At 71.4% G+C, this 26,040-nt stretch carries 24 protein-coding genes; 11 read left to right on the plus strand and 13 right to left on the minus strand.

Annotated elements, in window-relative coordinates; translation table 11 throughout:
* Position 1: 1 nt before the first annotated feature.
* From NUT86_RS24135 to NUT86_RS24145, 3 genes are all read right to left on the minus strand, one after another.
* Positions 2-787: an ABC transporter ATP-binding protein gene (locus tag NUT86_RS24135; protein ID WP_159486836.1), complete on the minus strand. Its 786-nt coding sequence runs from the start codon at positions 785-787 to the stop codon at positions 2-4.
* A complete protein-coding gene (locus NUT86_RS24140; protein WP_167540526.1) occupies positions 787-1,881 on the minus strand; it encodes a FecCD family ABC transporter permease in 1,095 nt (364 codons plus the stop codon). The genes NUT86_RS24135 and NUT86_RS24140 overlap by 1 nt, the downstream gene beginning before the upstream one ends.
* Positions 1,882-2,123: 242 nt before the next feature.
* Positions 2,124-2,711, minus strand: coding sequence for an FABP family protein (locus NUT86_RS24145; RefSeq protein ID WP_018089708.1), 588 nt, complete (start codon positions 2,709-2,711; stop codon positions 2,124-2,126).
* 285 nt (positions 2,712-2,996) lie between these two features.
* Here NUT86_RS24145 and NUT86_RS24150 point away from each other — a divergent pair, with 285 nt between their 5' ends.
* Complete coding sequence (locus NUT86_RS24150; RefSeq protein WP_018089706.1) at positions 2,997-3,362, plus strand: DsrE family protein; 366 nt, start codon at positions 2,997-2,999, stop codon at positions 3,360-3,362.
* 103 nt (positions 3,363-3,465) lie between these two features.
* Here the strand turns inward: NUT86_RS24150 and NUT86_RS24155 are convergent, their stop codons facing one another.
* From NUT86_RS24155 to NUT86_RS24180, 7 genes are all read right to left on the minus strand, one after another.
* Positions 3,466-3,753, minus strand: a complete 288-nt coding sequence (locus tag NUT86_RS24155; protein ID WP_078518611.1) for a DUF3099 domain-containing protein — start codon at positions 3,751-3,753, stop codon at positions 3,466-3,468.
* Positions 3,754-3,942: 189 nt separating this feature from the next.
* Positions 3,943-4,230: a DUF1416 domain-containing protein gene (locus NUT86_RS24160; protein ID WP_006603933.1), complete on the minus strand. Its 288-nt coding sequence runs from the start codon at positions 4,228-4,230 to the stop codon at positions 3,943-3,945.
* 42 nt (positions 4,231-4,272) lie between these two features.
* Complete coding sequence (locus tag NUT86_RS24165) at positions 4,273-5,118, minus strand: sulfurtransferase (protein WP_018089704.1); 846 nt, start codon at positions 5,116-5,118, stop codon at positions 4,273-4,275.
* A 199-nt stretch (positions 5,119-5,317) separates the two neighbouring features.
* A complete protein-coding gene (locus NUT86_RS40685) occupies positions 5,318-5,425 on the minus strand; it encodes a putative leader peptide (RefSeq protein WP_350252853.1) in 108 nt (35 codons plus the stop codon).
* Positions 5,426-5,651: 226 nt separating this feature from the next.
* Positions 5,652-6,353: an LmeA family phospholipid-binding protein gene (locus tag NUT86_RS24170; RefSeq protein ID WP_026169642.1), complete on the minus strand. Its 702-nt coding sequence runs from the start codon at positions 6,351-6,353 to the stop codon at positions 5,652-5,654.
* A gap of 186 nt (positions 6,354-6,539) precedes the next feature.
* Positions 6,540-7,844 (minus strand): hypothetical protein, encoded by a 1,305-nt coding sequence (locus NUT86_RS24175; RefSeq protein ID WP_159486834.1) that lies wholly within the window; start codon positions 7,842-7,844, stop codon positions 6,540-6,542.
* 10 nt (positions 7,845-7,854) lie between these two features.
* A complete protein-coding gene (locus tag NUT86_RS24180) occupies positions 7,855-8,100 on the minus strand; it encodes a MoaD/ThiS family protein (protein ID WP_018089808.1) in 246 nt (81 codons plus the stop codon).
* 207 nt (positions 8,101-8,307) lie between these two features.
* Here NUT86_RS24180 and NUT86_RS24185 point away from each other — a divergent pair, with 207 nt between their 5' ends.
* From NUT86_RS24185 to NUT86_RS24215, 7 genes are all read left to right on the plus strand, one after another.
* Complete coding sequence (locus NUT86_RS24185) at positions 8,308-10,041, plus strand: ABC transporter ATP-binding protein (protein ID WP_159486831.1); 1,734 nt, start codon at positions 8,308-8,310, stop codon at positions 10,039-10,041.
* Positions 10,038-12,056, plus strand: a complete 2,019-nt coding sequence (locus tag NUT86_RS24190) for an ABC transporter ATP-binding protein (RefSeq protein WP_446750781.1) — start codon at positions 10,038-10,040, stop codon at positions 12,054-12,056. The genes NUT86_RS24185 and NUT86_RS24190 overlap by 4 nt, the downstream gene beginning before the upstream one ends.
* 1,014 nt (positions 12,057-13,070) lie before the next feature.
* Complete coding sequence (locus NUT86_RS24195) at positions 13,071-13,898, plus strand: response regulator transcription factor (RefSeq protein ID WP_018089805.1); 828 nt, start codon at positions 13,071-13,073, stop codon at positions 13,896-13,898.
* 24 nt (positions 13,899-13,922) lie between these two features.
* Positions 13,923-14,948 carry a LacI family DNA-binding transcriptional regulator gene (locus NUT86_RS24200; RefSeq protein ID WP_026169660.1) on the plus strand — a complete coding sequence of 342 codons (1,026 nt, stop codon included), beginning with the start codon at positions 13,923-13,925 and terminating at the stop codon, positions 14,946-14,948.
* A gap of 108 nt (positions 14,949-15,056) precedes the next feature.
* The gene (locus NUT86_RS24205; RefSeq protein ID WP_274737506.1) at positions 15,057-16,118 is read left to right on the plus strand and encodes a S1C family serine protease; all 1,062 of its coding nucleotides are present in this window, start codon (positions 15,057-15,059) and stop codon (positions 16,116-16,118) included.
* Between the two features lie 115 nt (positions 16,119-16,233).
* Entirely contained in the window at positions 16,234-16,971 is a 738-nt protein-coding gene (locus tag NUT86_RS24210) for a response regulator transcription factor (protein ID WP_018089802.1), read from the plus strand.
* Positions 16,968-18,449, plus strand: a complete 1,482-nt coding sequence (locus NUT86_RS24215; protein WP_274737507.1) for a HAMP domain-containing sensor histidine kinase — start codon at positions 16,968-16,970, stop codon at positions 18,447-18,449. Before NUT86_RS24210 ends, NUT86_RS24215 begins: the two co-directional genes overlap by 4 nt.
* Before the next feature lie 51 nt (positions 18,450-18,500).
* On the opposite strand, the gene NUT86_RS24220 is transcribed toward NUT86_RS24215, so the two are convergent.
* Positions 18,501-19,883: an LmeA family phospholipid-binding protein gene (locus NUT86_RS24220; RefSeq protein WP_159486825.1), complete on the minus strand. Its 1,383-nt coding sequence runs from the start codon at positions 19,881-19,883 to the stop codon at positions 18,501-18,503.
* 299 nt (positions 19,884-20,182) lie between these two features.
* Between NUT86_RS24220 and NUT86_RS24225 the strand changes: the two genes are divergently transcribed.
* On the plus strand, positions 20,183-21,040 hold the full coding sequence (locus NUT86_RS24225) for an SDR family oxidoreductase (protein WP_159486824.1): 858 nt from the start codon (positions 20,183-20,185) through the stop codon (positions 21,038-21,040).
* Here the strand turns inward: NUT86_RS24225 and NUT86_RS24230 are convergent.
* Complete coding sequence (locus NUT86_RS24230; protein ID WP_274737508.1) at positions 21,019-21,603, minus strand: hypothetical protein; 585 nt, start codon at positions 21,601-21,603, stop codon at positions 21,019-21,021. The two genes, NUT86_RS24225 and NUT86_RS24230, sit on opposite strands and share 22 nt — an antisense overlap.
* 166 nt (positions 21,604-21,769) lie before the next feature.
* On the opposite strand from NUT86_RS24230, the gene NUT86_RS24235 reads away from it, so the two are divergent.
* A complete protein-coding gene (locus NUT86_RS24235) occupies positions 21,770-22,696 on the plus strand; it encodes an aminoglycoside phosphotransferase family protein (protein ID WP_274737509.1) in 927 nt (308 codons plus the stop codon).
* Between the two features lie 248 nt (positions 22,697-22,944).
* On the opposite strand, the gene NUT86_RS24240 is transcribed toward NUT86_RS24235, so the two are convergent.
* Positions 22,945-24,753, minus strand: coding sequence for a bifunctional metallophosphatase/5'-nucleotidase (locus tag NUT86_RS24240; RefSeq protein WP_274737510.1), 1,809 nt, complete (start codon positions 24,751-24,753; stop codon positions 22,945-22,947).
* 154 nt (positions 24,754-24,907) lie between these two features.
* Here NUT86_RS24240 and mshD point away from each other — a divergent pair, with 154 nt between their 5' ends.
* Positions 24,908-25,846, plus strand: coding sequence for a mycothiol synthase (mshD, locus tag NUT86_RS24245; protein WP_174876348.1), 939 nt, complete (start codon positions 24,908-24,910; stop codon positions 25,844-25,846).
* The last annotated feature ends 194 nt before the right edge of the window (positions 25,847-26,040 follow it).

Genomic DNA, 26,040 nt, shown 5'->3' on the forward strand with positions numbered 1-26,040 from the left:
CTCAGGAGTCGGCGGCGGGGGCGGGGAGGCGGTCGAACAGCAGCTGGACGGCGCCCGATTCGGGATGCCGTACGCGGTGGGCGCGGACGCCGAAGACCTCGGCGAGCAGCTCCGGGGTGAGCACGTCGTAGGGCGGGCCCGCGGCGACGATCCGGCCGCGGTCGATGACATACAGCTCGTCGCAGTGCAGGGCGGCCAGATTGAGGTCGTGCAGCGCGGTCAGCACCGTCAGCCCGCTGTCCCGCACCAGCGCCAGCACCGCCAACTGCTGGGCGATGTCCAGGTGGTTGGTCGGCTCGTCGAGGACCAGCACCCGCGGGTCCTGGGCCAGCGCGCGGGCGATGAGCACCCGCTGTTTCTCGCCGCCGGACAGGCTGAGGAAGCCGCGTCCGGCCAGATGGCCGGCGCCGACCCGGGCCAGCGCCCGTGTGCAGCGCTCGCGGTCCGCCGCGCTCGCCCGGCCCGAGCCGCGCTGGTGCGGCAGCCGCCCCATCGCGACGACCTCGGTCACGGTGAAGTCGAACTCCGTGCTCGCCTCCTGGGGCAGCGCGGCCAGCAGCCGGGCGCCCGTGCGCGCGTCCATGGCGTGCAGATCCGCGTCGTCCAGCCGTACGGTCCCGGCGGCCGGGCGCAGCGCGCGGTAGACACAGCGCAACAGGGTCGATTTTCCGCTGCCGTTGGGGCCGACCAGGCCGACCACCCGGCCGCTGCCGGCCCGCAGGGTGATGTCGTGGACCAGGCGGTTCCCGGCCACCTCCACGGACAGGTCCGTGACGTCGATCCGCATCAGGCGCCGCCTCCGAAGGTGTAGCCGCGCCGCCGCATCAGCACGACGAAGCAGGGCACGCCGATGACGGCGGTGAGCACGCCGACCGGCAGTTCGACAGGCGCCAGCAGCACCCGGGAGAGCAGATCCACCCACACCAGCAGCACCGCGCCGAGCAGCGGCGCGACGGCCAGTACCCGGCGGTGGTCGGCGCCGACCAGCATCCGGGCCACATGCGGCACCATCAGCCCGACGAAGCCGATCGCGCCGCTGACCGCGACCACCGCTCCGGTGCCGGCGGCCGCGACGACGAACAGCTCGCGGCGCAGCCGGTTCACCTGCACCCCGAGGGCGGTGGCGGTCTCGTCGCCCATGGCCAGCGCATTGAGCCGGCCCGCGGAGAGCAGCAGATGGGCGAGCGCGCCGGCCACCGCGGCCGCGGCGATCGGCACCGAGCCCCAGCCGGCCCCGCTCAGGCTCCCGAGCAGCCACATCATCGCCGAGCGGGCCGCCTCGCCGCGGTCGGCGGTGAACACCATGAGGGTGGTGAGGGCGGAGAAGCCGTAGTACATCGCGGTGCCGGTCAGCACCAGACGCAGCGGGGTGAGCCCGTGGGCGGTGCGTGCGGCGGCGTACACCAGGGCCATGGCGACCAGCGCGGAGACGAAGGCCGCCGCCGACAGCGCCCAGACGCCGAGTGCGCCGAGCGCCCCGAAGAGCAGGACGGCGTTGGCGCCGACGGCGGCCCCGGAGGAGATACCGAGCACGAAGGGGTCGGCGAGCGCGTTGCGGACCAGGGCCTGGACGGCCACACCGAGGGCGGCGAGCCCGGCGCCGACGACGGCAGCCAGAACGGCGCGCGGGAAGCGCAGCTCCCACACGATGGTGTAGGCGGCGGCCTCGTCGGAGGAGATCGTGCCGCCGGTCAGCCCGGCGCCCAGATACCGCAGCACCTCGGCCCAGCTCAGACCGGCGGCGCCGAGCCCTACGCCGCACAGCAGGGAGCCGAGCAGGACGGCCGTGAGCACGGCGAGCAGGGGTATGACGGGTAGCCGCCGGGCGGCCGGTGGCGCGCCGGTCCCGTCCGTCGTCGGATGCGCGCTGGTGGTCGCCACGGTCGGTCGGCCGCCTCGGGGTCGGGCCGCGTCCCTACGTACCAAGGGGCGGCCCGGGGCCGCGAGGGCCGGGCGGCGTCCCCTCGCAGTCCACGGCGAGTTGTACGGGAAGCTGCGCGCACCGCGGGCAATCGGGCTTGCGGAAGGAGACCTTCCGCCTACCGTTGCGGGTCAGCGCCGGACTTCGACCGGCTTCCCCCGCGGGGCGCTGGCGGGGAGAGCGGGACTCTCCCCGGGGTGGCTCAGGGGTTGTAGGGCGTGCCGTCCGGCCGGAAGAAGGAGACGCCGTCCGGCATGTCGTCGGGCAGGCTCTCCGCCCACTCCTTGAGGTCGGCGACCTTCTTCAGATGCGCGGACATGTACGGGCGCAGCGGCACGTCCGGGGTGGACTTCTCGCCGACCCACATCAGGTCGCTGTTGACATAGCCGTAGAGCCGCTTGCCGCCGCTGTACGGGCCGGAGGCGGCGGTGCGCGCGATGGCGTCGGTGGCCAGGTCGATCTGCGGCTTCTGGTCGGCCAGCTCGCCGTACCAGACCTCCACCACGCCCTGGTCGCGGCACATCACGATCTCGACCTTGCGGTCCGCGTCGATGCGCCAGAAGCCGCTCTCGGACTCCAGCGGGCGGACCTTCTTGCCTTCGGCGTCGAGCACCCAGCTGTGGGAGGTGTACTCGAGGAAGTCACGGCCGTCGTGGCTGAAGGTGACCTCCTGCCCGAAGTTGCACTTCTCGGTGCCCGGGAATTCGGCGACGCCGGCGCCCTCCCAGTTGCCGAGGAGGAAGGCGAGCGGCACCAGGGCCGGGTTCAGGTCGGACGGGATCTCGATCATGAGAGCTCAGGCGATCTATAGAGAGGGGGATCGACAGGGGCGCGGGCGGCGCTCCTGCGACGGGTGGTGGGAGACGGGCTCAGCGCTGGCCCTGGTAAAGCTTCTTCCAGGTCAGACCGGCGAACGCGATGACGCCGATGCCGACCAGAACCAGCAGGGTGGTGAAGAATGCCTCAAGCACGAGCGCGCTCCTTGAACGGAGTGAGGGTGTAACGGACCGCCTGCGAGTCTAGTCGGCGGCGGTGACAGCGGCGCTGTGAGGTCCGCCGCGCCTACTCTTGCCTCATGGCGAAGAAGCTCGTGATCAAGGTGACGGCGGGTGCGGATGCGCCCGAGCGGTGCTCGCAGGCGTTCACGGTGGCGGCGGTGGCGGTGGCCAGCGGCGTCGAGGTGTCCCTGTGGCTGACCGGGGAGTCCGTGTGGTTCGCGCTGCCGGGGCGGGCGGCGGATTTCGAGCTGCCGCACTCGGCGCCGCTGCCGGAGCTGATCGACGGGATCCGCGCGGGCGGCGGGGCGATCACGGTCTGCACCCAGTGCGCGGCCCGGCGGGACATCGAGCAGAAGGACCTGATCGAGGGCGCCGGGATCGCCGGTGCCCAGGTGTTCGTCAGCGAGATCATGCCGGACGACGTCCAGGCGCTGGTGTACTGAGCGCTCCCACGGGAGCTGCCCGTCCCGGGCGGCCCGTCCGGGGCTGAACGTCCCGGGCCGGCCCGTCCCGACCGCGCGGCAGGGCCCGGGGACACGCCCGGGCCTACTGCGGGTGTTTGTCGTCGCCCCGGTCGTCCAGTTCGCGCCACCAGCGGTCGGACTCGGGGTCGCCGGACTCGTCCCACCAGCGCTCGCCGGGCTCGCGCCGGTTGCCGATCACGGCCGCGACCGGCGGGATGACCATGGCGACCACGCACATGCCCACCGCGACCGGGACCGACCACAGCCGCACCACACCCCAGGCCAGGACGAACAGCACCAGGCACACGCCCATCAGGACGAAGTACCTGCGGTGACGGCGCTCTACGGGCGACCGGCGGTGCGCGTCCATATCTCCACGGTAAGTCCGTGCCGGGCAGGACAGAAGCCGGGGAGAAGGCCCGGTACCGGCCGTGCACGGCACGGAGGGCCGCACCCCCAGCCAAGGCGTCCAAACCCCTGGGGTGCGGCCCTCCGGCCGTAGGGAGGGTGGCGTCGGAATCCGGGCTGCCCCGGGGAGCCGACGCCACTCCTGCTGCCGTCAGACGGCGATGGCAACCTCCGCCAGGCCGCCCTTCTGGGCGACGACGGTGCGGTCCGCGGTGCCGCCCGGGACGAGCGCACGCAGCGTCCAGGTGCCCTCGGCCGCGTAGAAGCGGAACTGTCCGGTCGCCGAGGTGGGGACCTCGGCGGTGAACTCGCCGGTGCTGTCCAGGAGTCGGACGTAACCGGTGACGGGCTCGCCGTCGCGGGTCACGCTGCCCTGGATCGTGGTCTCACCGGGCTTGATGGTCGAGGCGTCGGGGCCGCCTGCCTGTGCTCCACACATGGGGGTACTTCCTTGAGGGGTTCGGGGGAGAAGCGTGCTTGCTTACTTGGCGGCGCCGAGCTCGATCGGCACACCGACCAGCGAGCCGTACTCGGTCCAGGAGCCGTCGTAGTTCTTGACGTTGGTCTGGCCGAGCAGCTCGTGCAGGACGAACCAGGTCAGCGCGGAGCGCTCACCGATACGGCAGTAGGCGATGGTGTCCTTGGCGAGGTCGACGGACTCACCCTCGTAGAGGGCCTTGAGCTCGTCGTCCGACTTGAAGGTGCCGTCGTCGTTGGCGTTCTTCGACCACGGGATGTTGCGGGCGCTGGGCACGTGGCCGGGGCGCTGCGACTGCTCCTGCGGGAGGTGCGCCGGGGCGAGCAGCTTGCCGCTGAACTCGTCGGGGGAGCGCACATCGACCAGGTTGAGGTTGTCGATCGCGGCGACGACGTCGTCACGGAAGGCGCGGATGGCGGTGTTCTGCGCCTTGGCCTTGTAGTCGGTGGCCGGGCGCTGGGGAACCTCGGAGCCGTCGACCAGGTCGCGGGAGTCCAGCTCCCACTTCTTGCGGCCGCCGTCGAGCAGCTTGACGCCGTCGTGGCCGTAGAGCTTGAAGTACCAGTAGGCGTAGGAGGCGAACCAGTTGTTGTTGCCGCCGTAGAGGACGACCGTGTCGTCGTTGGCGATGCCCTTGGCCGAGAGCAGCTTCTCGAAGCCCGCCTGGTCGACGAAGTCGCGGCGGACCGGGTCCTGGAGGTCCTGCTTCCAGTCGATCCGGACGGCGTTCTTGATGTGGTTCTTGTCGTAGGCCGAGGTGTCCTCGTCAACCTCGACGAGAACCACCTTCGGGTCGTCGAGGTGGGCCTCGACCCAGTCGGCGTCTACGAGGACGTCGCTACGGCTCATGATTCTTCTCCTCCGGGGCAGTTGCGGGGGCAGTGGCAGAGTTGCACGCGGGTATGCCGGGTGCGCGCCGTGGACTTCCGGACGGCCCGTGTCGGGGGTACGGGAGCCGGCGTGGCGCTGTGCGGGGACATACGGGAACGGCCGAGGGGCCGGCCGGGCCGGGGCACCCCCGGGCTTGGGGGAGGGTGCGGAAGGCCCGTCAGACAGGGCGACAGAGCATGGCGGCGACGCGGCACAGGTCTACTGCCCGCCGCTTCGTCAGTACCGCCCGTCCCCGCGGACGGAGACCGCTCAATGAGCTCTGCATGGCCCCGATCGTAGGGACGCGGAGCGGCGTGTGTCACCGGCGTGTCGAATGATGAGACGCGATTGTCCGCAATGCGGGATGAGGGGGCGCGCGGCGCGGTCCCGCGCGGGCTCCGGGGGTCCGTACGCCCGTGGGGGGTCTGGCGTACGGACCGGGGTGTCTCAGGAATTGGACGGTGTCCGGATCAGCCGGCGGACCGGTGGGGCGGTCCGCCGTGGGAGTCCGGTCAGCCGGGAAGCTTGACGTCCTTGCCGGAGGCGGAGATCGAGATGCCTTCGTGCATCGTCACGACCTTGTCCAGCTTCAGGTTGCCGGGCAGCTGGGCCAGCTTCCAGTCGTGGTCGGTCTGGGCGCGCACCTTCGTCTCACAGCCCGGGAGGGCCTTGCACATCGCGGGGAGCCCGTCGGCCCGCAGCCGGACGGTGGTGCCGTTCACGATGGTGAGGGAGCCGGTCACGTTCAGCGAGACGGGGAGCGGGACATTCGGCGAGATCTTGACCTGGCTGCGGCCGTTCTTCTCCCCGCCGTAGCTGATCTTGACGCCGCCGCCCGCCGCCTTCGTCAGGTCGGCGTAGGTGATCCGGGCGTTGCCGGTGGCCGTGGCGGCGCTCTCGATGGAGGTGTAGTCGCTGGTCAGCCCGACCTCGAAGAAGTGCGCCGACAGCCGGTCGATGCGCAGTGAGCGCCCCTCGGCGCGGGCCTCGATGCCCCCGAGGTCGGCGTCCACCTCCTGGAGGCTGCGGCCCGCGACCTGGGTCAGGAACGGGAAACCCTTGATGGCGACGGTCGGGGTCTTGTCGAGCCCCTGACTGGCGCGGATCTTCTCCGCGGCCTTGTCCTCGGCGAGACCCACCGCCACCCGGTCGGCCGCCACGAACAGCCCTCCGAGTATGACCACGAGGACCAACAGCACACGTAGTGCACGCATCGAACCACTTCCCCCACCCTGGGCCGGATTACGGCCGACTCGTCCATTGCAGGCCCCCTGCCTGCGCTCCGGGGGAGCCTAGACGACGTACTCCGGCAAACGGGAGCGGCGGCCGCCGGAGGGCACCAAGGTGCGCCACCGGCGGCCGCCGCTCCGTTTCGCTGTCGCGCACGGCCCTCGGCGGGCCTAACCGAGCGCCCGCCCCAGGACGTACACCGCGGGCGCGGCCAGGGCCAGCGGCAGGGCCACCCCGGCCGTCAGGTGGACGAAACGGGAGGGGTAGTCGTAGCTGGCCACCCGCAGCCCGATCAGGGCGCAGCCGCCGGCCGCCAGTCCCAGCAGCGCACCGGACGCCCCGAGGCCGGTCAGCTGGCCGGCCGCGATACCGGCGCCCGCGGCGGCCACCAGCGAGATGCCGACGGAGGCGGCGGGGGGCAGCGGCAGCGCACGGGCCAGGGCGGCCACCGCGACCGCGGCGGCGCCGACCACCACCGCGTGCGGGCTCGCCGCGAGCTGCCCGGCGGCCAGTACCGCGAGGGCGGTCGAGGTCAGGCCCGCGGTCAGCGCGTACATCCGCTCGTCGGCGCTGCTGCGGTTGCGCAGCTGGAGGACGAGGACGAGCAGACACCACACGCCGAGCGTGCCGATGCCGACCAGCGGCGCGCTCTCGCGGTCGGTGGCCAGCAGGGCGACATCGGTGGTCAGCCCGGCCAGGAAGGCCAGCGCGATGCCCTGGCGGGCCGGCCACATGCCGTTGAGCCGGAACCAGCCGGCGGCGGTGACGGCCTGCAGCAGCGCCACCGGCACGGCGAGCACCGGGCGGCCCAGCGGCGCGGTCAGCGCCAGCAGCAGGGCGAGCCCGGCGGTCAGCGCGGCCGGCTGGATACCGGGCGGGATGATCGGTGAGCGGCCCTCGGCGCGGGCGCGCTGGTTGGCCGCGAGCGGGGCGCTGGAGACCACCGCGGCGGGTGCGGGCGCGGCGGGCGCCGGCCGGGCCTGCTGGGCCTGCTGGGGGTGCCGGCGGGCGTACGGCTCCTCGGCCGGCGAGGCGGTCTGGTGCTGCGTGGGCAGCGGCGCGGGCTCCGCGTGCGGGGCGCGGTAGCCGTCCTGCGGCTGCTGCGGCTGCTGTGGCTGCCGGGCGTGCTGGGGCGGCTGTCCGTGCTGGGGCTGCTGGGGCTGCTGTCCGTACGCGTCGTACCCGTACTGGTCCTGCGCGTGCCGGCCGCGCCCGTACGGGCCGGGCGCCGGCTGCTGCACCGGAGCGGGGGCCTGCTGCTGCCGGTACGGGTCATAGGCCTGCTGCGGGCGGTACGGCGCCTGGGGGTCGTACGGCGCCTGCGCCGCGGACGGCGGCGCCTGCTGGGCGTACGGGTCCGGCCTGCCGTACGCGCCCTGCTGGGCGTACGGGTCCGGCTGGGCGTACGGATCCTGCGGCGCATACGGGTCGTGCGGCTCGTAGGAAGGGCGGTGCTGCGGCTGGTGGTCGCTCATGGTCGTGTGCTCACCCTCCCGCGAACGGCGGCAGGACCTCGACGGTGCCGCCCTCGGCCAGCGGCACCGACGCGTGGTCGCGGGTGCCGACCGGATCGCCGTCCACCAGGAATGAGCAGCGCAGCAGGACGCGCGCGAACTCGGGGTTCGCGGTGTGCGCCGCGCGTGCCGCGTCGAGCGCCTCGGCGAGCGTCGCCGCCGCATACGGCTCTTCTGCCGTGCCGGCGGCGGCCTTGGCCGCGGCCCAGTAGCGCACGGTGCCAGTTGTTGTCACGGCGGCCTCTTCGTCGTGTCGGTCGGGGGGCTTCCGTGGTGGCGGATGCCCCGTCGTTGCCGCCTCCATGATGGCGTACGCGGCGGCCGGTCAGGTTCCGGGCAAGTTCTGGCAAAGGCTCAGGGAGCGGACGCGGGCGGAACACGGAAATTCGATTGCCGAGGGCAAGTGTTCGCCTAGGCTCGCGGTGTGTTGGTCCGACTAGCGCGGGCGCATCTGCGGCCCCACAGGCGCTCGATATCCCTGATCGTTCTGCTCCAGCTCATCCAGACCCTGGCCACTCTCTACCTGCCCACCCTCAACGCCGACATCATTGACAACGGTGTCGTGAAGGGGGACACGGGCTACATCCTCCGTGTCGGCGGCTACATGGTCGCCGTCACCCTGCTGCAGATCGTCTGCGCGACCGGTGCCGTCTACTTCGGCGCCCGTACCGCCATGGCGCTCGGCCGGGACATCCGCGCCGCGGTCTTCGACCGGGTGCAGTCCTTCTCCGCCCGGGAGGTGGGCGCCTTCGGCGCGCCGTCGCTGATCACCCGGACCACCAATGACGTCCAGCAGGTCCAGATGCTGGTGCTGATGACGTTCACGATGATGGTCTCGGCGCCGATCATGTGCGTCGGCGGCGTCATCATGGCGCTCAATCAGGATGTGCCGCTGTCCGGCCTGCTCCTGGTCATCGTCCCGGTCCTCGGGATACTCGTCTCACTGATCGTGCGCCGGATGCGTCCGCTGTTCCGCGGGATGCAGGAGCGCATCGACACCGTCAACCGCGTGCTCCGCGAGCAGATCACCGGTATCCGTGTCATCCGCGCCTTCGTCCGCGACCGGCACGAGCGCGAGCGGTTCGCCGGGGCCAACACCGATCTGTACGACGCGTCGCTGCGCGCCGGCCGGCTGATGTCGATGATGTTCCCGCTGGTCATGCTGATCGTGAACGTCTCCAGCGTGGCCGTCGTCTGGTTCGGCGGACTGCGCATCGACAGCGGCTCCATGGAGATCGGCGCGCTGACCGCGTTCCTCAGCTACCTCATGTACATCCTGATGTCGATCATGATGGCGACGTTCATGGTGATGATGCTGCCGCGCGCCGAGGTCTGCGCCGAGCGCATCCAGGAGGTGCTGGCGACCGACTCCAGCGTCACCCCGCCCGAGCACCCCGTCACCGAGCTCCGCCGCCACGGCGAACTGGAGCTGCGCGGCGTCGAGTTCCGCTTCCCGGGCGCCGAGCAGCCCGTCCTCAAGGACATCTCGCTGACCGCCCGCCCCGGTGAGACCACCGCCGTCATCGGCTCGACCGGCAGCGGCAAGTCCACCCTCCTCGGGCTCGTCCCCCGCCTCTTCGACGCGACCGGCGGCACGGTCCTGGTGGACGGCGAGGACGTCCGCACCCTCGACCAGGAGACGCTGGCCAAGGCCATCGGCCTGGTCCCGCAGAAGCCCTATCTCTTCTCCGGCACCGTCGCCACCAACCTCCGCTACGGCAATCCGGACGCCACCGACGACGAGCTGTGGCACGCCCTGGAGACCGCCCAGGCGAGGGACTTCGTCGAGCGGATGGAAGGCGGCCTGGAGGCCCCCATCGCACAGGGCGGCGGCAATGTCTCCGGCGGCCAGCGCCAGCGGCTGGCCATCGCCCGCGCCCTGGTGCGGCGCCCCGAGATCTACCTCTTCGACGACTCCTTCTCCGCCCTGGACTACGCGACGGACGCCGCACTGCGCGCCGCCCTCGCCCGCGAGACCGACCGGGCCACGGTCGTGATCGTCGCCCAGCGGGTCTCCACGATCCGCGGCGCCGACCGGATCGTCGTCCTGGACGAGGGCCGGGTCGTCGGCACCGGCACCCACGCCGAGCTGATGGCCGGCAACGAGACCTACCGGGAGATCGTGCTCTCCCAGCTCACCGAGCAGGAGGCGGCGTGACCACCGCGGACAAGGGGGCGGCGGCCCGGGCAGAGGCCCCGGCGGCCACCGAGGAGACCCCTCCGATGGCCTCCCGACGAGGCCCGGCCCCGGCGGTCGGGCCCGGCCGGATGATGGGCGGCCAGCCCACCGAGAAGTCGATGGACTTCAAGGGCTCCGGCAAACGGCTGCTGGCCCAGATGCGGCCGGAGCGCGGCATCATGAGCCTCGCCCTGGCGCTGGGCGCGCTGAGCGTGGCACTGACGGTCGTCGGCCCCAAGGTCCTCGGCCACGCCACCGACCTGATCATGTCCGGCATCATCGGCCGGCAGCTGCCCGACGGGCTCACCAGGGCCCAGGCCGCCGAACAGCTCCGTGCCCACGGCCAGGACGGGCTCGCCGACATGATCGGCACGATGCCGGTCGTCCCCGGCCACGGCATCGACTTCGGCGCCGTCGGCCAGGTGCTGCTCTGGGTCACCCTGATCTATGCGGCCGCCTCACTGTTCGGCTTCGTCCAGGCCAGGATCGCCACCCGGGTGGTCCAGCGGGCCGTCTTCCGGATGCGCGAACAGGTCGAGGAGAAGCTGGCCCGGCTGCCGCTGAGCTACTTCGACAAGCAGCAGCGCGGCGAGGTCCTCTCCCGGGCCACCAACGACATCGACAACATCCAGCAGACGCTCCAGCAGACCCTCAGCCAGATCGTCGCCTCGCTGCTGACCATCGTCGGCGTGCTCGCCATGATGTTCTGGATCTCCCCGCTGCTGGCCCTGGTCGCCCTGATCACGGTCCCGGTCTCGGTCGTCGTCGCCACCAAGGTCGGCAAGCGCGCCCAGCCGCAGTTCGTCCAGCAGTGGAAGACCACCGGCAAGCTCAACGCGCACATCGAGGAGATGTACACCGGCCACAGCCTGGTGAAGGTCTTCGGCCGCCAGCGGGAGTCCGCCGAACTGTTCCGCGAACAGAACGAGGCCCTCTACGCCGCCGGCTTCAAGGCCCAGTTCATCTCCGGGATCATCCAGCCCGCGATGATGTTCATCGGCAACCTCAACTACGTCCTGGTGGCGGTGGTCGGCGGCCTCCGCGTCGCCTCCGGGGCCCTGTCCATCGGCGACGTCCAGGCCTTCATCCAGTACTCCCGGCAGTTCAGCCAGCCGCTCACCCAGGTCGCCTCGATGGCCAACCTCGTCCAGTCCGGTGTCGCCTCCGCCGAGCGGGTCTTCGAACTCCTCGACGCCACGGAGCAGGACCCCGACCCCGCGCAGCCGGCCCGCCCCGAACGCATCGAGGGCCGGGTCGAGTTCGAGGACGTCTCCTTCCGCTACGCACCGGACAAGCCGCTCATCGAGGACCTCTCGCTGGCCGTCCACCCCGGCCAGACGGTGGCGATCGTCGGCCCGACCGGCGCCGGCAAGACCACGCTCGTCAACCTCCTGATGCGCTTCTACGAGGTGAGCGGCGGCCGGATCACCCTCGACGGCGTCGATATCGCCGCCATGTCACGCGAGGAGCTGCGCGCGCACATCGGCATGGTCCTCCAGGACACCTGGCTCTTCGGCGGCACGATCGCCGAGAACATCGCCTACGGAGCCCCCGCGGGCACCCCGATGGACAAGATCGTGGCAGCCGCCAGGGCCACCCACGTCGACCGCTTCGTGCGGACCCTGCCGGACGGCTACGACACGGTGCTCGACGACGAGGGCAGCAATGTCTCCGTCGGCGAGAAGCAGCTGATCACCATCGCCCGCGCGTTTCTCGCCGAGCCGGCGATCTTGGTCCTGGACGAGGCCACCAGCTCGGTCGACACCCGCACCGAGGTGCTCATCCAGCACGCGATGGCCCAGCTTCGTACCGGCCGCACCAGCTTCGTCATCGCCCACCGCCTCTCCACGATTCGCGACGCGGACGTCATCCTCGTCATGGAAAACGGTGCGATCGTGGAACAGGGGCCCCACGATGCGCTGTTGGCCGCCAACGGGGCGTATGCGCGGCTCTATGCCGCGCAGTTCGCGGAGCCCGTCTCGGAGACGGGCTGATCCCCCTCCCACGTTTTCGGCTTTCCCGCCGTGGGGGCTTGGCCCCGTTGCGGGTCCGCTGCGCGGGGCGTGGGCGCGGGTGATGCTTGCGAGTGCCTCGCCGTTGCGCCTGCGGCGGGCGGGTGGGTGTCGGGTGCGGTGACGGGCCTCCGGGGCCTGGTGTGTGGACTGCTTCGCTTTACGTCCACACACCAGGCCCCTCCGGCCCGTCCCCTCCCGTTGGGGGAGTAGTGGCGGTGGGTGGGGGCGGGCGTCCGTAGACAGCGGTTTCGCTCCTGCTTCGCGTGGAGCAGGGGACCACTGGCGGGCACCCCCACCAGCCGTTTTTCCCACCCACCAACGGGAGGGGACGGGCCGGAGGGGGAGGGGTGTGGGACGTAAAGCGAAGCAGTCCCACACCCCTCCCCCGGAGGTCCGTCACCGCACCCCGACAGCCCCGCGCAGCGGACCCGGCCCGCCGCAGGCGCAACGGCGAGCAACAACCACGGCGCGAAAGCCAAAAACGTGGGAAGTCGTCCACATCGTGGGACACCGCCCACGAAAAAATGAGCGCCCTCCGCCGCGCCGGCGAACCCACCCGCGAGGCCTCGGCCGGCCCCCGGCCAAAGCGACCCCCGCCGCTTCAAATGGGGCCTCCCGGGGGTGCCACACACCCCCGGTCCGTCGCCCGGCGGCGGTCAACTGCGACCACCGGCGACCACACGAAGTGATCGGCAGAACACAAAAAGCTTCAAAAGTGGCCCCCGCTCCGGACGCCAGGTGGGCTATTCTGCTGGGCAAGAAGGATCCGGGCAGCGTAGCCCCCGGGTCCTTTCGTGCTTTCAGCCACGTGCTCGCGCAGCCACGCGCGCGGCTGTGAGGACCGTACGAAGCAGTGCCGCAGACTCCCCCGGCCAGGGCCGGGAGCCCCGTCGCAGGGACCGAGGAGGAACCAGACGTCATGGGCGAGCGAAGCAGGCAGGACCGCACGCAACAGAGGGCACAGCGCTCCGGGAACCGGGTAGGTGGTCGGAAGTGAGTTCGCTCCTGCTGCTGACCAACGCACTCCAGCCGTCGACGGAGGTGCTCCCGGCGCTCGGCCTGCTGCTGCACAGCGTGCGGGTGGCCCCCGCCGAGGGCCCGGCCCTGATCGACACGCCAGGGGCCGACGTCATACTGATCGACGGCCGTCGTGACCTGCCGCATGTGCGGTCCCTGTGCCAGCTGCTGCGGTCCACCGGGCCCGGCTGCCCGCTGGTGCTGGTGGTGACGGAGGGCGGGCTCGCCGCCGTCACCGCGGACTGGGGCGTCGATGACGTCCTGCTGGACACCGCGGGGCCCGCCGAGGTCGAGGCGCGGCTGCGGCTGGCGATGGGCCGCCAGCAGATCACGACCGACGACAGCCCGATGGAGATCCGTAACGGTGATCTCTCGGTGGACGAGGCGACCTACAGCGCGAAGCTGAAGGGGCGGGTCCTGGACCTGACCTTCAAGGAGTTCGAGCTGCTGAAGTATCTGGCGCAGCACCCCGGCCGGGTCTTCACCCGTGCCCAGCTCCTGCAGGAGGTGTGGGGCTATGACTACTTCGGCGGTACGCGGACGGTCGACGTCCACGTCCGGCGGCTGCGCGCCAAGCTCGGCCCCGAGCACGAGTCGCTGATCGGCACGGTCCGTAACGTCGGCTACCGCTTCGTGACGCCGGAGAAGGTGGAGCGGGCGGCGGAGGCCAAGGCCAAGGAGGACGCGGCGAAGGCGGCGAAGTCCGCGCCCGCCGCGGACCGTGCGCCCGGGGACGGTGACGGCTCCGGGAAGGCCGTCGCCGCGGGCGCGGACTCCCCGGCCCCACGACCTGCCCGCCGGTAGCACCACCCGCGTAGACTGCCGCGCGTGGCCAAGGTGACGCGGGATGATGTGGCAAGACTGGCGGGTACGTCCACCGCCGTTGTCAGCTACGTCATCAACAACGGACCAAGGCCGGTTGCCCCGGCCACGCGCGAGCGGGTGCTCGCCGCCATCAAGGAGCTCGGCTACCGGCCGGACCGCGTCGCGCAGGCGATGGCGTCCCGCCGTACCGATCTCATAGGCCTGATCGTGCCGGACACCCGGCAGCCGTTCTTCGCGGAGATGGCGCACGCCGTCGAACAGGCCGCCGCCGAGCGCGGAAAGATGGTGCTGGTCGGCAACGCCAACTACCTCGACGAGCGCGAGGTGCACTATCTGCGTGCCTTCCTCGGGATGCGGGTCTCCGGGCTGATTCTGATCAGTCAAGGGCCCAGTGAGCACGCCGCCGCGGAGATCGATGCGTGGGACGCCCGGGTGGTGCTGCTGCACCGGCGGCCGGATGCCATCGACGATGTCGCGGTGATGACGGACGACGTGTGGGGCGCGCAGCTGGCGACCCGGCATCTGCTGGAGCACGGCCATCCGTATGTGGCCTTCCTCGGCGGTACGGAGGAGACCCCGAAGTCCGGCGACCCGGTCACCGACCATGTCGAGGGCTGGCGGCGGGCCATGCTGGAGTCCGGGCGGTCGCCGGAGGGCTACTACTTCCAGTCCCCGTACAACCGCTATGACGCCTACCAGGTCGCGCTGAAGCTGCTGGCCGGCCCGGAGCGGCCGCCGGCCATCATGTGCGCGACGGACGACCAGGCGATCGGTGTGCTGCGGGCCGCCCGCGAGCTGCGGATCGATGTGCCCGGGGAGCTGGCGGTCGCGGGCTTCGACGATGTGAAGGAAGCCGCGCTGACCGATCCGCCGCTGACCACGGTCGCCTCGGACCGCGAGGCGATGGCGCGGGCGGCGGTGGATCTGGTGCTGGACGACGGGCTGCGGGTGGTCGGCTCCCGGCGGGAGCGGCTGCGGCAGTTCCCGTCGCGGCTGGTGGTGCGGCGCTCCTGCGGCTGCGGCGGCTGAGGAGGCGCGCCGCCGGCCCGGTGGCTTTATGTCGGGCATACCCACTTCTGTCGGGTCTCTCAGGGCGTTCTCAGGCAGCTCTCATGGAGCGGTCGCAGAGTCATCTTCATGACCCAGAGCTACCGCCGAAGCGGCGATGAGATGCCACAGGACCGGCCGTACGCGTACGGCGACGACCACGGCCAGGGCCACGGCCAGGGCTACGGCCACGAGGCGTACGGGGGGACCCCGGGCGCAGGCTTCAGTGAGCAGGCGGTCCCGCCGCCGCCCCCGTACGCACCCGAGCGGCCGCGCCGGGCCCGGCGGCCGGTCGCGCTGATCGCGGCGGTCGCGCTCGCCTCCGGTCTCATCGGGGGCGGCAGCGCGGCGCTGATCGCCGGTGCCACCCAGCCGTCGGCGCAGAACAGCTCCTCCACCCCGCTCGTCAACGCGGGCAAGACCAGCGGCAGCGGCGTCTCGGGAGTGGCCAAGGCGGTCAGCCCGGCGATCGTGGAGATCAGGGCACAGAGCGCCAAGGGGGAGTCCACCGGCTCCGGTGTGGTCGTCAACAGCGACGGCGAGATCGTCACCAACAACCATGTGCTCGCCGGTGCGGACACCGTCACCGTCACCTTCCACGACGGCAGCCGGAAGACGGCCGAGGTCGTCGGCACCGACCCCGGCAAGGACCTGGCGCTGGTCAAGGTGCGCGGCGCCAAGAACCTCACCGCGGCCTCGCTCGGCGACTCCAGCAAGATCACGGTCGGCGACCAGGTGGTGGCGATCGGCTCGCCCGAGGGCCTCACCGGGTCCGTGACCAGCGGAATCGTCTCCGCCCTCGACCGGGATGTCACCGTCCCCAAGGAGGAGGGGCAGGGGCAGCAGGGCGGTCCGGGCGGCCGCGGGGGCTGGCCGTTCGAGTTCGGCGGCAACCAGTACAACGGCGACACCGGCTCGTCGAAGACCTCGTACAAGGCCATACAGACCGACGCCTCGCTCAACCCCGGCAACTCCGGTGGCGCCCTGATCAATATGCAGGGGCAGATCATCGGCATCAACTCCGCGATGTACTCGCCGAGTTCGGAATCGAGCAGCAGCGCGGGCAGTGTCGGCCTCGGCTTCGCCATCCCGATCAACACCGTCAAGGACGACCTCGACGCGCTGCGCGGCGGCGGCAACAGCGGTGTCTGACCGGCCCCGCCCGCCGCACGAGAGGCTTGGCGTCATCCCTCTCAGATTCCCCGTGTTCGTGCAAGGGTGAAGTGCAACCCTTCGCAGCCATCCGAGGTCCGAGGTAACCACGCACATGAGCCCCGCCGAGCACGGTGACCATCCCGCCCGCATCCTGATCGTCGACGATGAGCCCGCGGTCCGTGAGGCCCTGCAGCGCTCGCTGGTCTTCGAGGGGTATGTGACCGAGCAGGCGGTGGACGGTCTGGACGCGGTCGAGAAGGTCGCGGTCTACGACCCGGAACTGATCGTGCTCGATGTCCTGATGCCCCGTATGGACGGGCTGACCGCCGCCCGCAGGCTGCGGGCGAGCGGGGTGACCGTGCCGATCCTGATGCTGACCGCGCGGGACACGGTCGGCGACCGGGTCACGGGGCTGGACGCCGGCGCCGACGACTATCTCGTCAAGCCCTTCGAGCTGGACGAGCTGCTCGCCCGGATCCGCGCCCTGCTGCGCCGCAGCTCGTACGCGGCGGCGGCCGGTGCCCCGCCCGTGGAGGGCGAGGTGCTGAGCTTCGCCGACCTGCGGATGGATTTGGCGACCCGTGAGGTGACCCGGGGCAGCAGGCAGGTCGAGCTGACCCGTACCGAATTCACGCTGCTGGAGATGTTCCTCGCCCATCCGCGGCAGGTGCTCACCCGCGAGCAGATCCTGAAGGCCGTATGGGGCTTCGACTTCGAGCCCACCTCCAACTCCCTCGATGTGTACGTGATGTATCTGCGCCGCAAGACGGAAGCGGGCGGCGAACCGCGGCTGGTGCACACCGTGCGGGGGGTCGGCTACGTCCTGCGGACGGACGGCGGGGCGGAATGACCACGGCGACCACGACGCCGGACACGGCGGCGGGCGCCGCGCAGAGCCGACTCGGCGGATGGATCGCGCGGCTGCCGCTGCGCTCACGGCTGACCCTGCTCACGGCGGCCGCGGTGGCGGTGGCGGTGGCGGTCTCCGCGCTGGCCTGCTGGCTGCTCACCCGGGCCCAGCTGCGCGGCGAGGTGGACAGCTCGCTGCAGAACGTCATCGTCTCCACCGACTATCTCCAGCGGACCTACGCCAACTGCCAGCCCACCGACCCGACCGAGAGCAAGAACGCCCCGCCCTCCTACTACAACGTCCAGATCGTCCAGGTCGACGGCTCGCGCTGCATCGGGCCCAACTCCAAGCCGGTGCAGGTGCAGCGTGCGGATGTCGCGGTGGCGCAGGGCGTGGCGCGGGACACCCTGCATGACGCCGTCACCACCGACGGTGCGGACGTCCGGGTGCTGACCAAGCACATCGGTGTCCAGGGCGTGCAGTTCGCAGTGTCCATCTCGCGCCCGCTGACCGAGGTCGACACCGCGCTGAACCGCCTTGCGCTGCTGCTGGCGGCCGTCGCGGGGCTGGGCGTCGTCGGCGCGGGCACCGCCGGTCTGGTCATCGCGCGCTCCGGCCTCAAACCGGTGGACCGGCTGACCGACGCGGTCGAACAGGTCGCCCGTACCGAGGACCTGACCATCCGCATCCCGGCCGAGGGCGAGGACGAGATCGCCCGGCTCTCCCGCTCCTTCAACGCCATGACCGCGGCGCTGGCCGCCTCCCGCGATCTGCAGCAGCAGCTGATCGCGGACGCGGGCCATGAGCTGCGTACGCCGCTGACCTCACTGCGTACCAATATCGATCTGCTGGTGCGCAGCGAGCGGTCCGGCCGGCCGATCCCGCCCGCCGACAAGGAGGCGCTGCTGGCCTCGGTGAAGGCGCAGATGGGGGAACTGGCGGCGCTGATCGGCGATCTGCAGGAACTGTCGCGGCCGACGGAGCCGGGGCAGAGCGCCGTCGCGGTGGTGGCGCTGCACGAGATCGTCGGCGCGGCGCTGGAGCGGGCCCGGCTGCGCGGCCCGTCGCTGACCATCGCGGCGGCCCTCGACCCTTGGTTCGTACGGGCCGAGCCGGCCTCGCTGGAGCGGGCGGTGGTGAATCTCCTGGACAACGCGGTGAAGTTCAGCCCGGCCGGCGGGACCGTCGAGGTGCGGCTGGCCGGCGGCGAGCTGACCGTACGCGATCACGGCCCCGGCATTCCGCAGGACGAACTGCCGCATGTCTTCGAGCGGTTCTGGCGCTCGCCGTCCGCCCGCAGTCTGCCGGGCAGCGGTCTGGGGCTGTCGATCGTGGCGCGTACGGCGGAGCAGGCGGGCGGCGCGGTACGGCTGCGGTCCGCGGACCTCGGCGGCACCGAGGCGGTGCTGACGCTCCCGGGCGCCGCGACACCCCCGCCCGGGATGCCGGATCCGCCGAGGCCCCAGGAGCCGCGGTAGCGGACGCGTCCCCAAACGGCGTCCGCACCGCACCCCCTGCGGGCGCGCCCGTTACTTCTTCGGTCCCCCGACCGGCAGTTCCGACCCCGTGATGTCGGCGCGGATGCCGTCCTCCTCGACGGAGATGTTGCGCAGCCGGATGTTCCCGGGCGTCTTGGGAAGCTGGAAGGACAGCGAGAGCTGGTCCGCGAGCTGCGGCTTGGTGAGCCCGGTCAGCGCGCCGAGGATCTTCGGGTCGATGCCGACCTTCTGCAGCAGCCACGGGTGGTCGGCCACCACATCGACCAGGTTGACCTTCATCAGCTTCTGGACGAAGCGCGGCGACCCGGTCAGCTCGTGCAGCTTCTGCTCGTTGTTCAGCGCCTCCTGGATGTACGGCTTGGGGATGCCGATGCGGTCGGCGATCGCCGGGACGCTCAGCATCGACTTGACCTTGGCGGCCTGCCGGCTGAGCTCGGCGGCGGTCTTGCGGGTCAGCCGCAGGCCCTCCTCCTTGCCGGTGCCGGGGCGGTAGACGGCGATATCGCCGATGTCCAGCTGCATCCGGCTGATGTCGGTGGAGATACCGCGGTCACCGGCCCGCTGAATGCGCGCCTCGGCCCGAACGCGCAGTTCATGGCCGGCAATCGGCAGCTGACCGACCGCGCGGACCGCGTTCGGTCCCCTTTCGCTGAACTTCACCTGCGAGGCACCCAGCTCGCGGTTCATGTCGTCGAAGGCGAGCAGCACACTGCCGTTCATGGTGCCGATCGTGGCGCCCTTGATGGAGGTGGGCAGATCGCCGTCGATGCGTACGTCGTTCGCGGTGGCCTCGAATTTCGCCAGCGAAACGCGGTCGGCGGCCAGGTCGGGAATCGTGACTTTCACCTGGTCAACGCGCTTGTCCATGACCTGGGTGAGGAACGGGAATCCCTTGATGTCGACCTCGGGAGTGGCGTTCAGATGCAGGGCGTCCTTCACCTTTTTCGCGGCCGCGTTCTGCGCGTACAGCACCGCGAACCGGTCGAAGAGCGTCAGGAATGACGTGCCGACCAGTACCGCCACCAGCAGTTTCACGGTGATCGACATCGCGGCGAAGCGGCTGAGGCCACGCTTCTTGCGGCGGTTCTTACGACGGTGGTTCGGCGGCTTCCAGGCCGCGTCCGACTCGTCGTCCGAGCGCAGCCCGAGGCCCAGCGGGTCGTCGCTGTCGTCGCGCTCGTTGAGGTAGGTGCGGCGCAGGGGAGTGCCGTCGGCGTCGAACGAGCCGAATTCCGGGCCGGGTTCCGGCTCCGGCTCGGGGTCCGCGAGGGCTGCCAGGTCGGCGTACGGATTAACGGTGTCGAGCTTTCTGGTGTCGCCGGTGGAGTCGTCCTGGGCGCCCGGCGCAAGGAGATGGGGGTGCTGCGCGGCAGGCGTGGGCGACGGTGAAGATATGCGTGTGGGGGTTCGCATCCGCTCATCTCACCACGAGCGGGTCCCTTGAACGCAAGTCGTACCGGAAGTAAGTCGGATACATGAAGGTTGTCCCCGAGGTCTTGGCAAAAAATTGCCGTACATCTGGGGCGACTTGAACTACCGTCACCTCTCTTGGTGACCCATGCAACAGTGCGCGACCTGTCCGCGTCCATTGATCCATACCTGGACTCTCCGCGCCATTGTCCGGCTTATTCGTTTCCTTCCTCGCATTCAGTGCATTCACCCAACAAACGGAAGACGGTCGTCATCCCATGAAACCGCAGAAAGCTGCTCCCATGATCGTTGTGACCGGCGCAACCGGCAATATCGGCCGCGCACTTGTCGCCCGGCTCCTCGCGGACGGCGCCGCGGTACGCGCCCTGACCCGCGATCCGGCGCGCGCCGGGCTGCCCGCCGAGACCGACACCGTCCGCGCCGACCTCGCCGACACGAGCGACCTCACACCGCTGCTGACCGGTGCCGACGCGCTGTTCCTCAATCTCGCGGCCGGCGGCGACCGGGCGGCGGTGGCGCTGACCGGTGCCGCCGTGCGGGCCGGTGTCCGCCGGATCGTCCTCAACTCCTCGATGGCGGTGACCGATACCCCCGCCGACGACACCCACCACATCGCCCGGCTGCACGCCGGTCTGGAGCGCGCGGTGCGGGGCTCCGGCCTGGAGTGGACCTTCATCCGCGGCGGCAACTACGCCACCAACGCGCTGGCCTGGGCCCCCTCGATCCGCGCGACCGGTGTGGTCCGCGACGCGCACCCGGACGCCCGGGGCGTCCCCGTCCACGAGGCCGACCTCGCGGATGTCGCGGCCGCCGCCCTGCTGGACCGCACCGGTGCACACCTCGGCCAGGCGTATCCCGTCACCGGCCCGGCCGAGCTGACCGTGGCACAGCAGGTCGCCGAGATCGGGCGGGCGACCGGAAAGGAGACCCGGGTCGAGCAGATCTCCGAGGAGGCGGCGGCCGAGGCGATGGCCGGGCCGCACTTCCCCAAGGAGGCCGCGCTGGAGCTGGTCCGGATGTTCGGCCGAACGGTCGAGGCACCGGCCTTCCCCGTCTCGGACGCCGTCGAGCGGATCACCGGACGGCCGGCCCGGACGTTCGCCCAGTGGGCGCGGGATCACGCCGCCGACTTCTCCTGACCGGACGGGCCGCCGGTGCCCCCGGCGGCCCGCAGGCCCTTGCCGTGCAGCACGGCCAGCGGCAGCATCACCACCGCGCCCACGAAGAAGTACGTATTGATCACCATGCCCGTCCAGAACTCCCCGGACGCCAGGTCGGCCGGCCGCTCCGCCATCCCCAGCAGCCCGTACGGGGTGAGCCCGGTGGCCGTGGTGAGGTTCTCGACCAGGCCCGGCACACCCCGTACGAGCAGCAGCACCGCCCCGAACCAGAGCGGCAGCCGCACCGTCCACGGCGGCAGCCGGCGGCCCCACGGCCGGACGACCGCGAGCGCGAGAACCGCACCGATCGCCGACATCGCGGTGATCAGCCCGTCATAGACGAGGAACCCCCACACGGGGACGCGGTCCCCGCCACCCATCGCCGCCCGGTAGTCGATCCCCATCCACAGATGCCAGCCGAACGACACCACCAGCCAGCCGAACCCCGCATACGCCCAGAACGCCGTCCGCCGCCACAGCGCCCGCCGCCACAGCGTCCGCACCGCGACCGTGCCCCGCCCAGAACCACGCACAGAAGCCATGCCCAGCACGCTACGAAGGGCCCGGCGCGGCGGCGTCCTCCTGCGGGCGCGGCCCCTTCCCCCGCACGGCGGATCCCCAACTCCCCCTAAGGGCAACCCCGATGGCTTCCGGGGCCCCGCCGAAAACCCTTTGCCGCCGTCTCGCCCGCCGCCATACCGTCCGCGCATGCTGCCTCGCGTGGACACGGACGACGAGTGGGACGCGATCGTCCCCGACGAAGCGGTGATGCGGCCGGGCGCCGCCGCCCTCTGCACCCGGCTCGGCATCCGCCCCGATCCCCTCACCCGCTATCCGGCGGGCTCCCAGCCCGTCTACGCCGTCGGGCAGCGCTTTGTCCTCAAGCTCTTCCCCGCCGCCGCTGCTGACGACGGGGTGACCGAGGCCCGGGTCCTCACCCATCTCCAGGGGCAACTGCCCCTCCCCACCCCGTACGTCCACGACGCCGGCGAATACGAGAACGGCTGGCGCTACGTCCTGATGTCCCGGCTGCGCGGCACCGACCTGGCCGTCACCTGGCCCCGCGTCCCCCGCGCCGACCAGGACCGGATCGCCACCGAAGCCGGTGAGACCCTGGCCGCCCTGCACGCCCTGGACCCGTCACCGCTCACCGGGTTCCTCGGCCCCGGCGACTGGGGCGCCTTCCTCGACCGGCAGCGCACCACGGCGGTCGCCCGGCAGCGCGACCGCGGCCTCCCCGAACCCTGGCTGGAACAGATCCCCGCCTTCCTCGCCTCGGCAACCCCCTCCGCCGCCGGGCCCGGCGTCCTCCTCCACACCGAGTTCATGCGCCAGCATCTGACCGTCGACGAGCACGACGACTGGCGGCTGACCGGACTCCTCGACTTCGAACCCGCGATGATCGGGCAGCGCGCCTACGACTTCGTCGCCGTCGGCCTCTTCGTCTCCCGCGGCGACCCCCGCCTCCTCTCGCGCATCTTCCGCGCCTACGGCGAGACCTTCACCCCCACCGAACTCCTCACCCACACCCTCCTGCACCTCTACAGCAACCTGCCCCGCTACCTCCGCGAACTCCCCGCCCCACCCGAGCCCACCCTGGAGTCCCTCGCGGAGACGTGGTTCGGGACGGAGTGAGGGCGGGCCGGGATCAGCGACCCTCGCGCAGCTCTTGGCAGACCTCGGCAGACCTCGGCACCACGGCGGTCGAGGACCAGTCGCTTGCCGCCCCTTCTGGAAGAGGACCAGCTCCACGCCGTGTGCACGCCCCGCCGACGCAAACGTCCCCGCTCCGGCTGGTGCCGGAGCGGGGACGGTGTTCGAGGGGGACGGCGGGCCGGGTCGGCGCCCGCGGGTGTTGTGGAGCGCCGACCGGCTGCCGCGTACTACTTCACCACCGTGATCCGATCAGCCTTCGGCGGCGTCAGGGGCTTGTCCGCTGAGGAGTGGGCGGTCAGGTAGGCGGTGAAGGCGTCCAGGTCGGAGGGGCCGACGTACTTGTTCTTGCCGTCCTTGAAGGCGGGGAAGCCGTCGCCGCCGCCGGCCAGGAACTCGTTCATCGCGACGCGGTAGGTCTTGGCCGGGTCGAGGGCCGCGCCGTTCAGCTTCACCGAGTCCTTGACGATGCGGTCGGCGCCCGACTTGGTCATGTCCAGGGTGTAGGTCAGGCCCTGGGAGACCTGGAGGATCTTCGGGGAGGCCGCGTTGGGGCCGCTGACCTGCTGCTGGAGGGCGGTCAGCAGCTGGGCGCCGGTGAGGTCGACGACGTTCATCATGTTGGTGAACGGCTGGACGGTGAACGCCTCGCCGTAGGTGACCACACCGTCGCCCTCCGAGCCGGACGCCTTGAAGGCGAGGTCGGAACGCACCCCGCCCGGGTTCATCAGCGCGAGCTGGGCGCCGCCCTTGCCGTCGGCCTTGGTGGCCTCCAGCTGGGCGTCGGAGATGACGTCGCCGAGCGGTGACTCGGGGGCGTTGGCGCCGCGGCCCGCGATATCGGCGGAGATGTGGCCGACGGGGCGGCCCGCGACCGGCGCGGCCAGCTTGTTCCAGCGGGTGATCAGCGACGTCATGTCCGCGGCCTTGGGCTGGGTCCGGTCGACGACGTGGTTGGCCGCGCCGGGCGCCTTGACGGCGGTCCGCACGATGTCGTGGGTGCGGCGGTCGTAGGTGAGCGTGGTGTCGGTGTAGAGCTTGCCGTACGACGCGGCGGAGGTGATGGTGCGCGGCTTGCCGGACGGGTCCGGGATGGTGCAGGCGTAGGCCTGGTGGGTGTGGCCGGTGACCAGCGCGTCGACCCGGGGTGTGACGTGCTTGGCGATCTCGGTGATCGGCCCGGAGATGCCGTCGCCGGGGCCGGGGCTGTCGCAGTTGTAGTTGTACGAGGTGGAGGCGGGCAGCCCGCCCTCGTGGATGAGGGCCACGACCGACTTCACGCCCTGCCGGTTGAGCACCTTGGCGTACTTGTTGATCGTCTCGACCTCGTCATGGAACTTCAGGCCCTTGATGCCCTCGGCATTGACGATGTCCGGGGTCCCCTCCAGCGTCACCCCGATGAAGCCGATCTTGACGCCCTTGTGCTTCCAGACGGTGTACGGCTTGAGCAGCGGCTTGCCGGTCTTGTCGTCGGTGACGTTCGCGGTGAGGTAGGGGAAGCCGGCGCCCCGGAACTTCTTGCCGTCCTCGTAGCAGCCGTCCTTCGGGTGACAGCCGCCCTTCTGAAGGCGTGTCAGTTCCTTCCGGCCCTCGTCGAATTCATGGTTGCCGACCGAGGTGACGTCGAGGCCCAGCTTGTTCATCGCCTCGACGGTCGGCTCGTCGTGGAACAGACCGGAGAGCAGGGGGCTGGCGCCGACCAGGTCACCGGCCGCGGCGGTCACCGAGTAGGGGTGTCCCTTACGGGCCGTGCGCAGCGACTGCGCGAGGTACTCGGCACCGCCCGCCGGCACGCTCTTCTTGCTGCCGTCCGGCTGGACCTCCTCGACCGTGCCGGAGGAGCCCTGCGGCGGTTCCAGATTGCCGTGGAAGTCGTTGAAGGAGAGCAGCTGGACATCGACGGTGCGGCCGGTCCGGGCGGCGTGGCCGGTGTCGGCGCCGGCCGGCAGGGCGCCGGCGGCAAGTCCTGCGGCGGCCAGTACGGCGGCGCCGATCGTCAATCTGCGTACGGTGCGGCGCCGTTGCGGTGTCGCTGGCATGGGTTCCCCTCCTGGATGTACCTGAGCGGACGGCAGCTTATGGTCCACGCGCGTAGCGCAACAGAGGTGTAAGGGTGACGAGCTGGTTGCGGGGGAGGGGACGGAGTGCGGGTGGTACCCCTCCGGGGGCCCGGGGGAGTCGTACGCTTCACACATGAATGACGCTGCACAGGAGATGGGCCGGGCCGGGCGCAGGATCCAGGTGGTCGACGAGCTGGCGCCGGAAGCGGGCGCGGCCGTCCTCGAACTGATCGAGCGGGCCGCACGTACGGACGGGCAGCCCGCCGTGTCCGAGCAGGGGCGGCTGCAGCTGCGCGGGGGCGAACGCGAGGGCGTGCGCCATGTGCTGGTGTACGCGCGCGGCGACGAGGGCGAGGAGCTGGTCGCGTACGGGCAGCTGGAGGACACCGACCCGGTGGAGGCGCCGGCCGCCGAACTGGTGGTCCACCCGGGACACCGGGGCCGCGGCCACGGCCGGGCGCTGGGCGGCGAGCTGCTGGAGCAGTCCGGGCGCCGGCTGCGCGTCTGGGCGCACGGCGGGCATCCGGCCGCCCGGCACCTCGCCCAGACCCTGGGGCTGACGATGTTCCGGGAGCTGCGGCAGATGCGGCGCTCGCTGACGGATCTGGAGCTGCCGGAGCCGGTGCTCCCGGAGGGGGTGTCCGTACGGACCTTCCAGCCGGGCACCGATGACGCGGCCTGGCTGGAGGTGAATGCGGAGGCGTTCGCGCACCACCCGGAGCAGGGTTCGCTGATCCAGCGCGATCTGGACGACCGCAAGGCCGAGGCGTGGTTCGACCCCAAGGGCTTCTTCCTGGCGGAGAAGGAAGGGCGGCTGGTCGGCTTCCACTGGACCAAGGTGCACGCCGACGAGGGCCTCGGGGAGGTCTATGTGCTCGGGGTGCGGCCGGGCGCCCAGGGCGGCGGTCTGGGCAAGGCGCTGACCTCGCTCGGGCTGCGCCACCTGGCCGGGCAGGGGCTGCCGACGGCGATGCTGTACGTGGACGCGGACAACAAGGCGGCGGTGACCGTGTACGAGCGGATGGGGTTCGCGACGCACGAGACGGATCTGATGTACCGCTCGGAGACCTGAGATCTGGGACCTGAGGCCTGAGGCCTGAGATCTGCGGCTCTGAGTTGCCGCTCGGGGGCCTGAGGCCGGGCGGCGGCTGAGCATACGGCGGGGCGGACCTTTTGAGGGTCCGCCCCTTCGGCTTTGCCCCGGCGGCTGGCCCTGCCCCTGCGGTCCGACCTGCTCCTGTGGCCGGGCCGGCTCCCGCGGCCGCG

The organism is Streptomyces sp. G7(2002) (genome assembly GCF_028870195.1).
GTDB classification, from domain to species: Bacteria; Actinomycetota; Actinomycetes; order Streptomycetales; family Streptomycetaceae; genus Streptomyces; species Streptomyces nigrescens.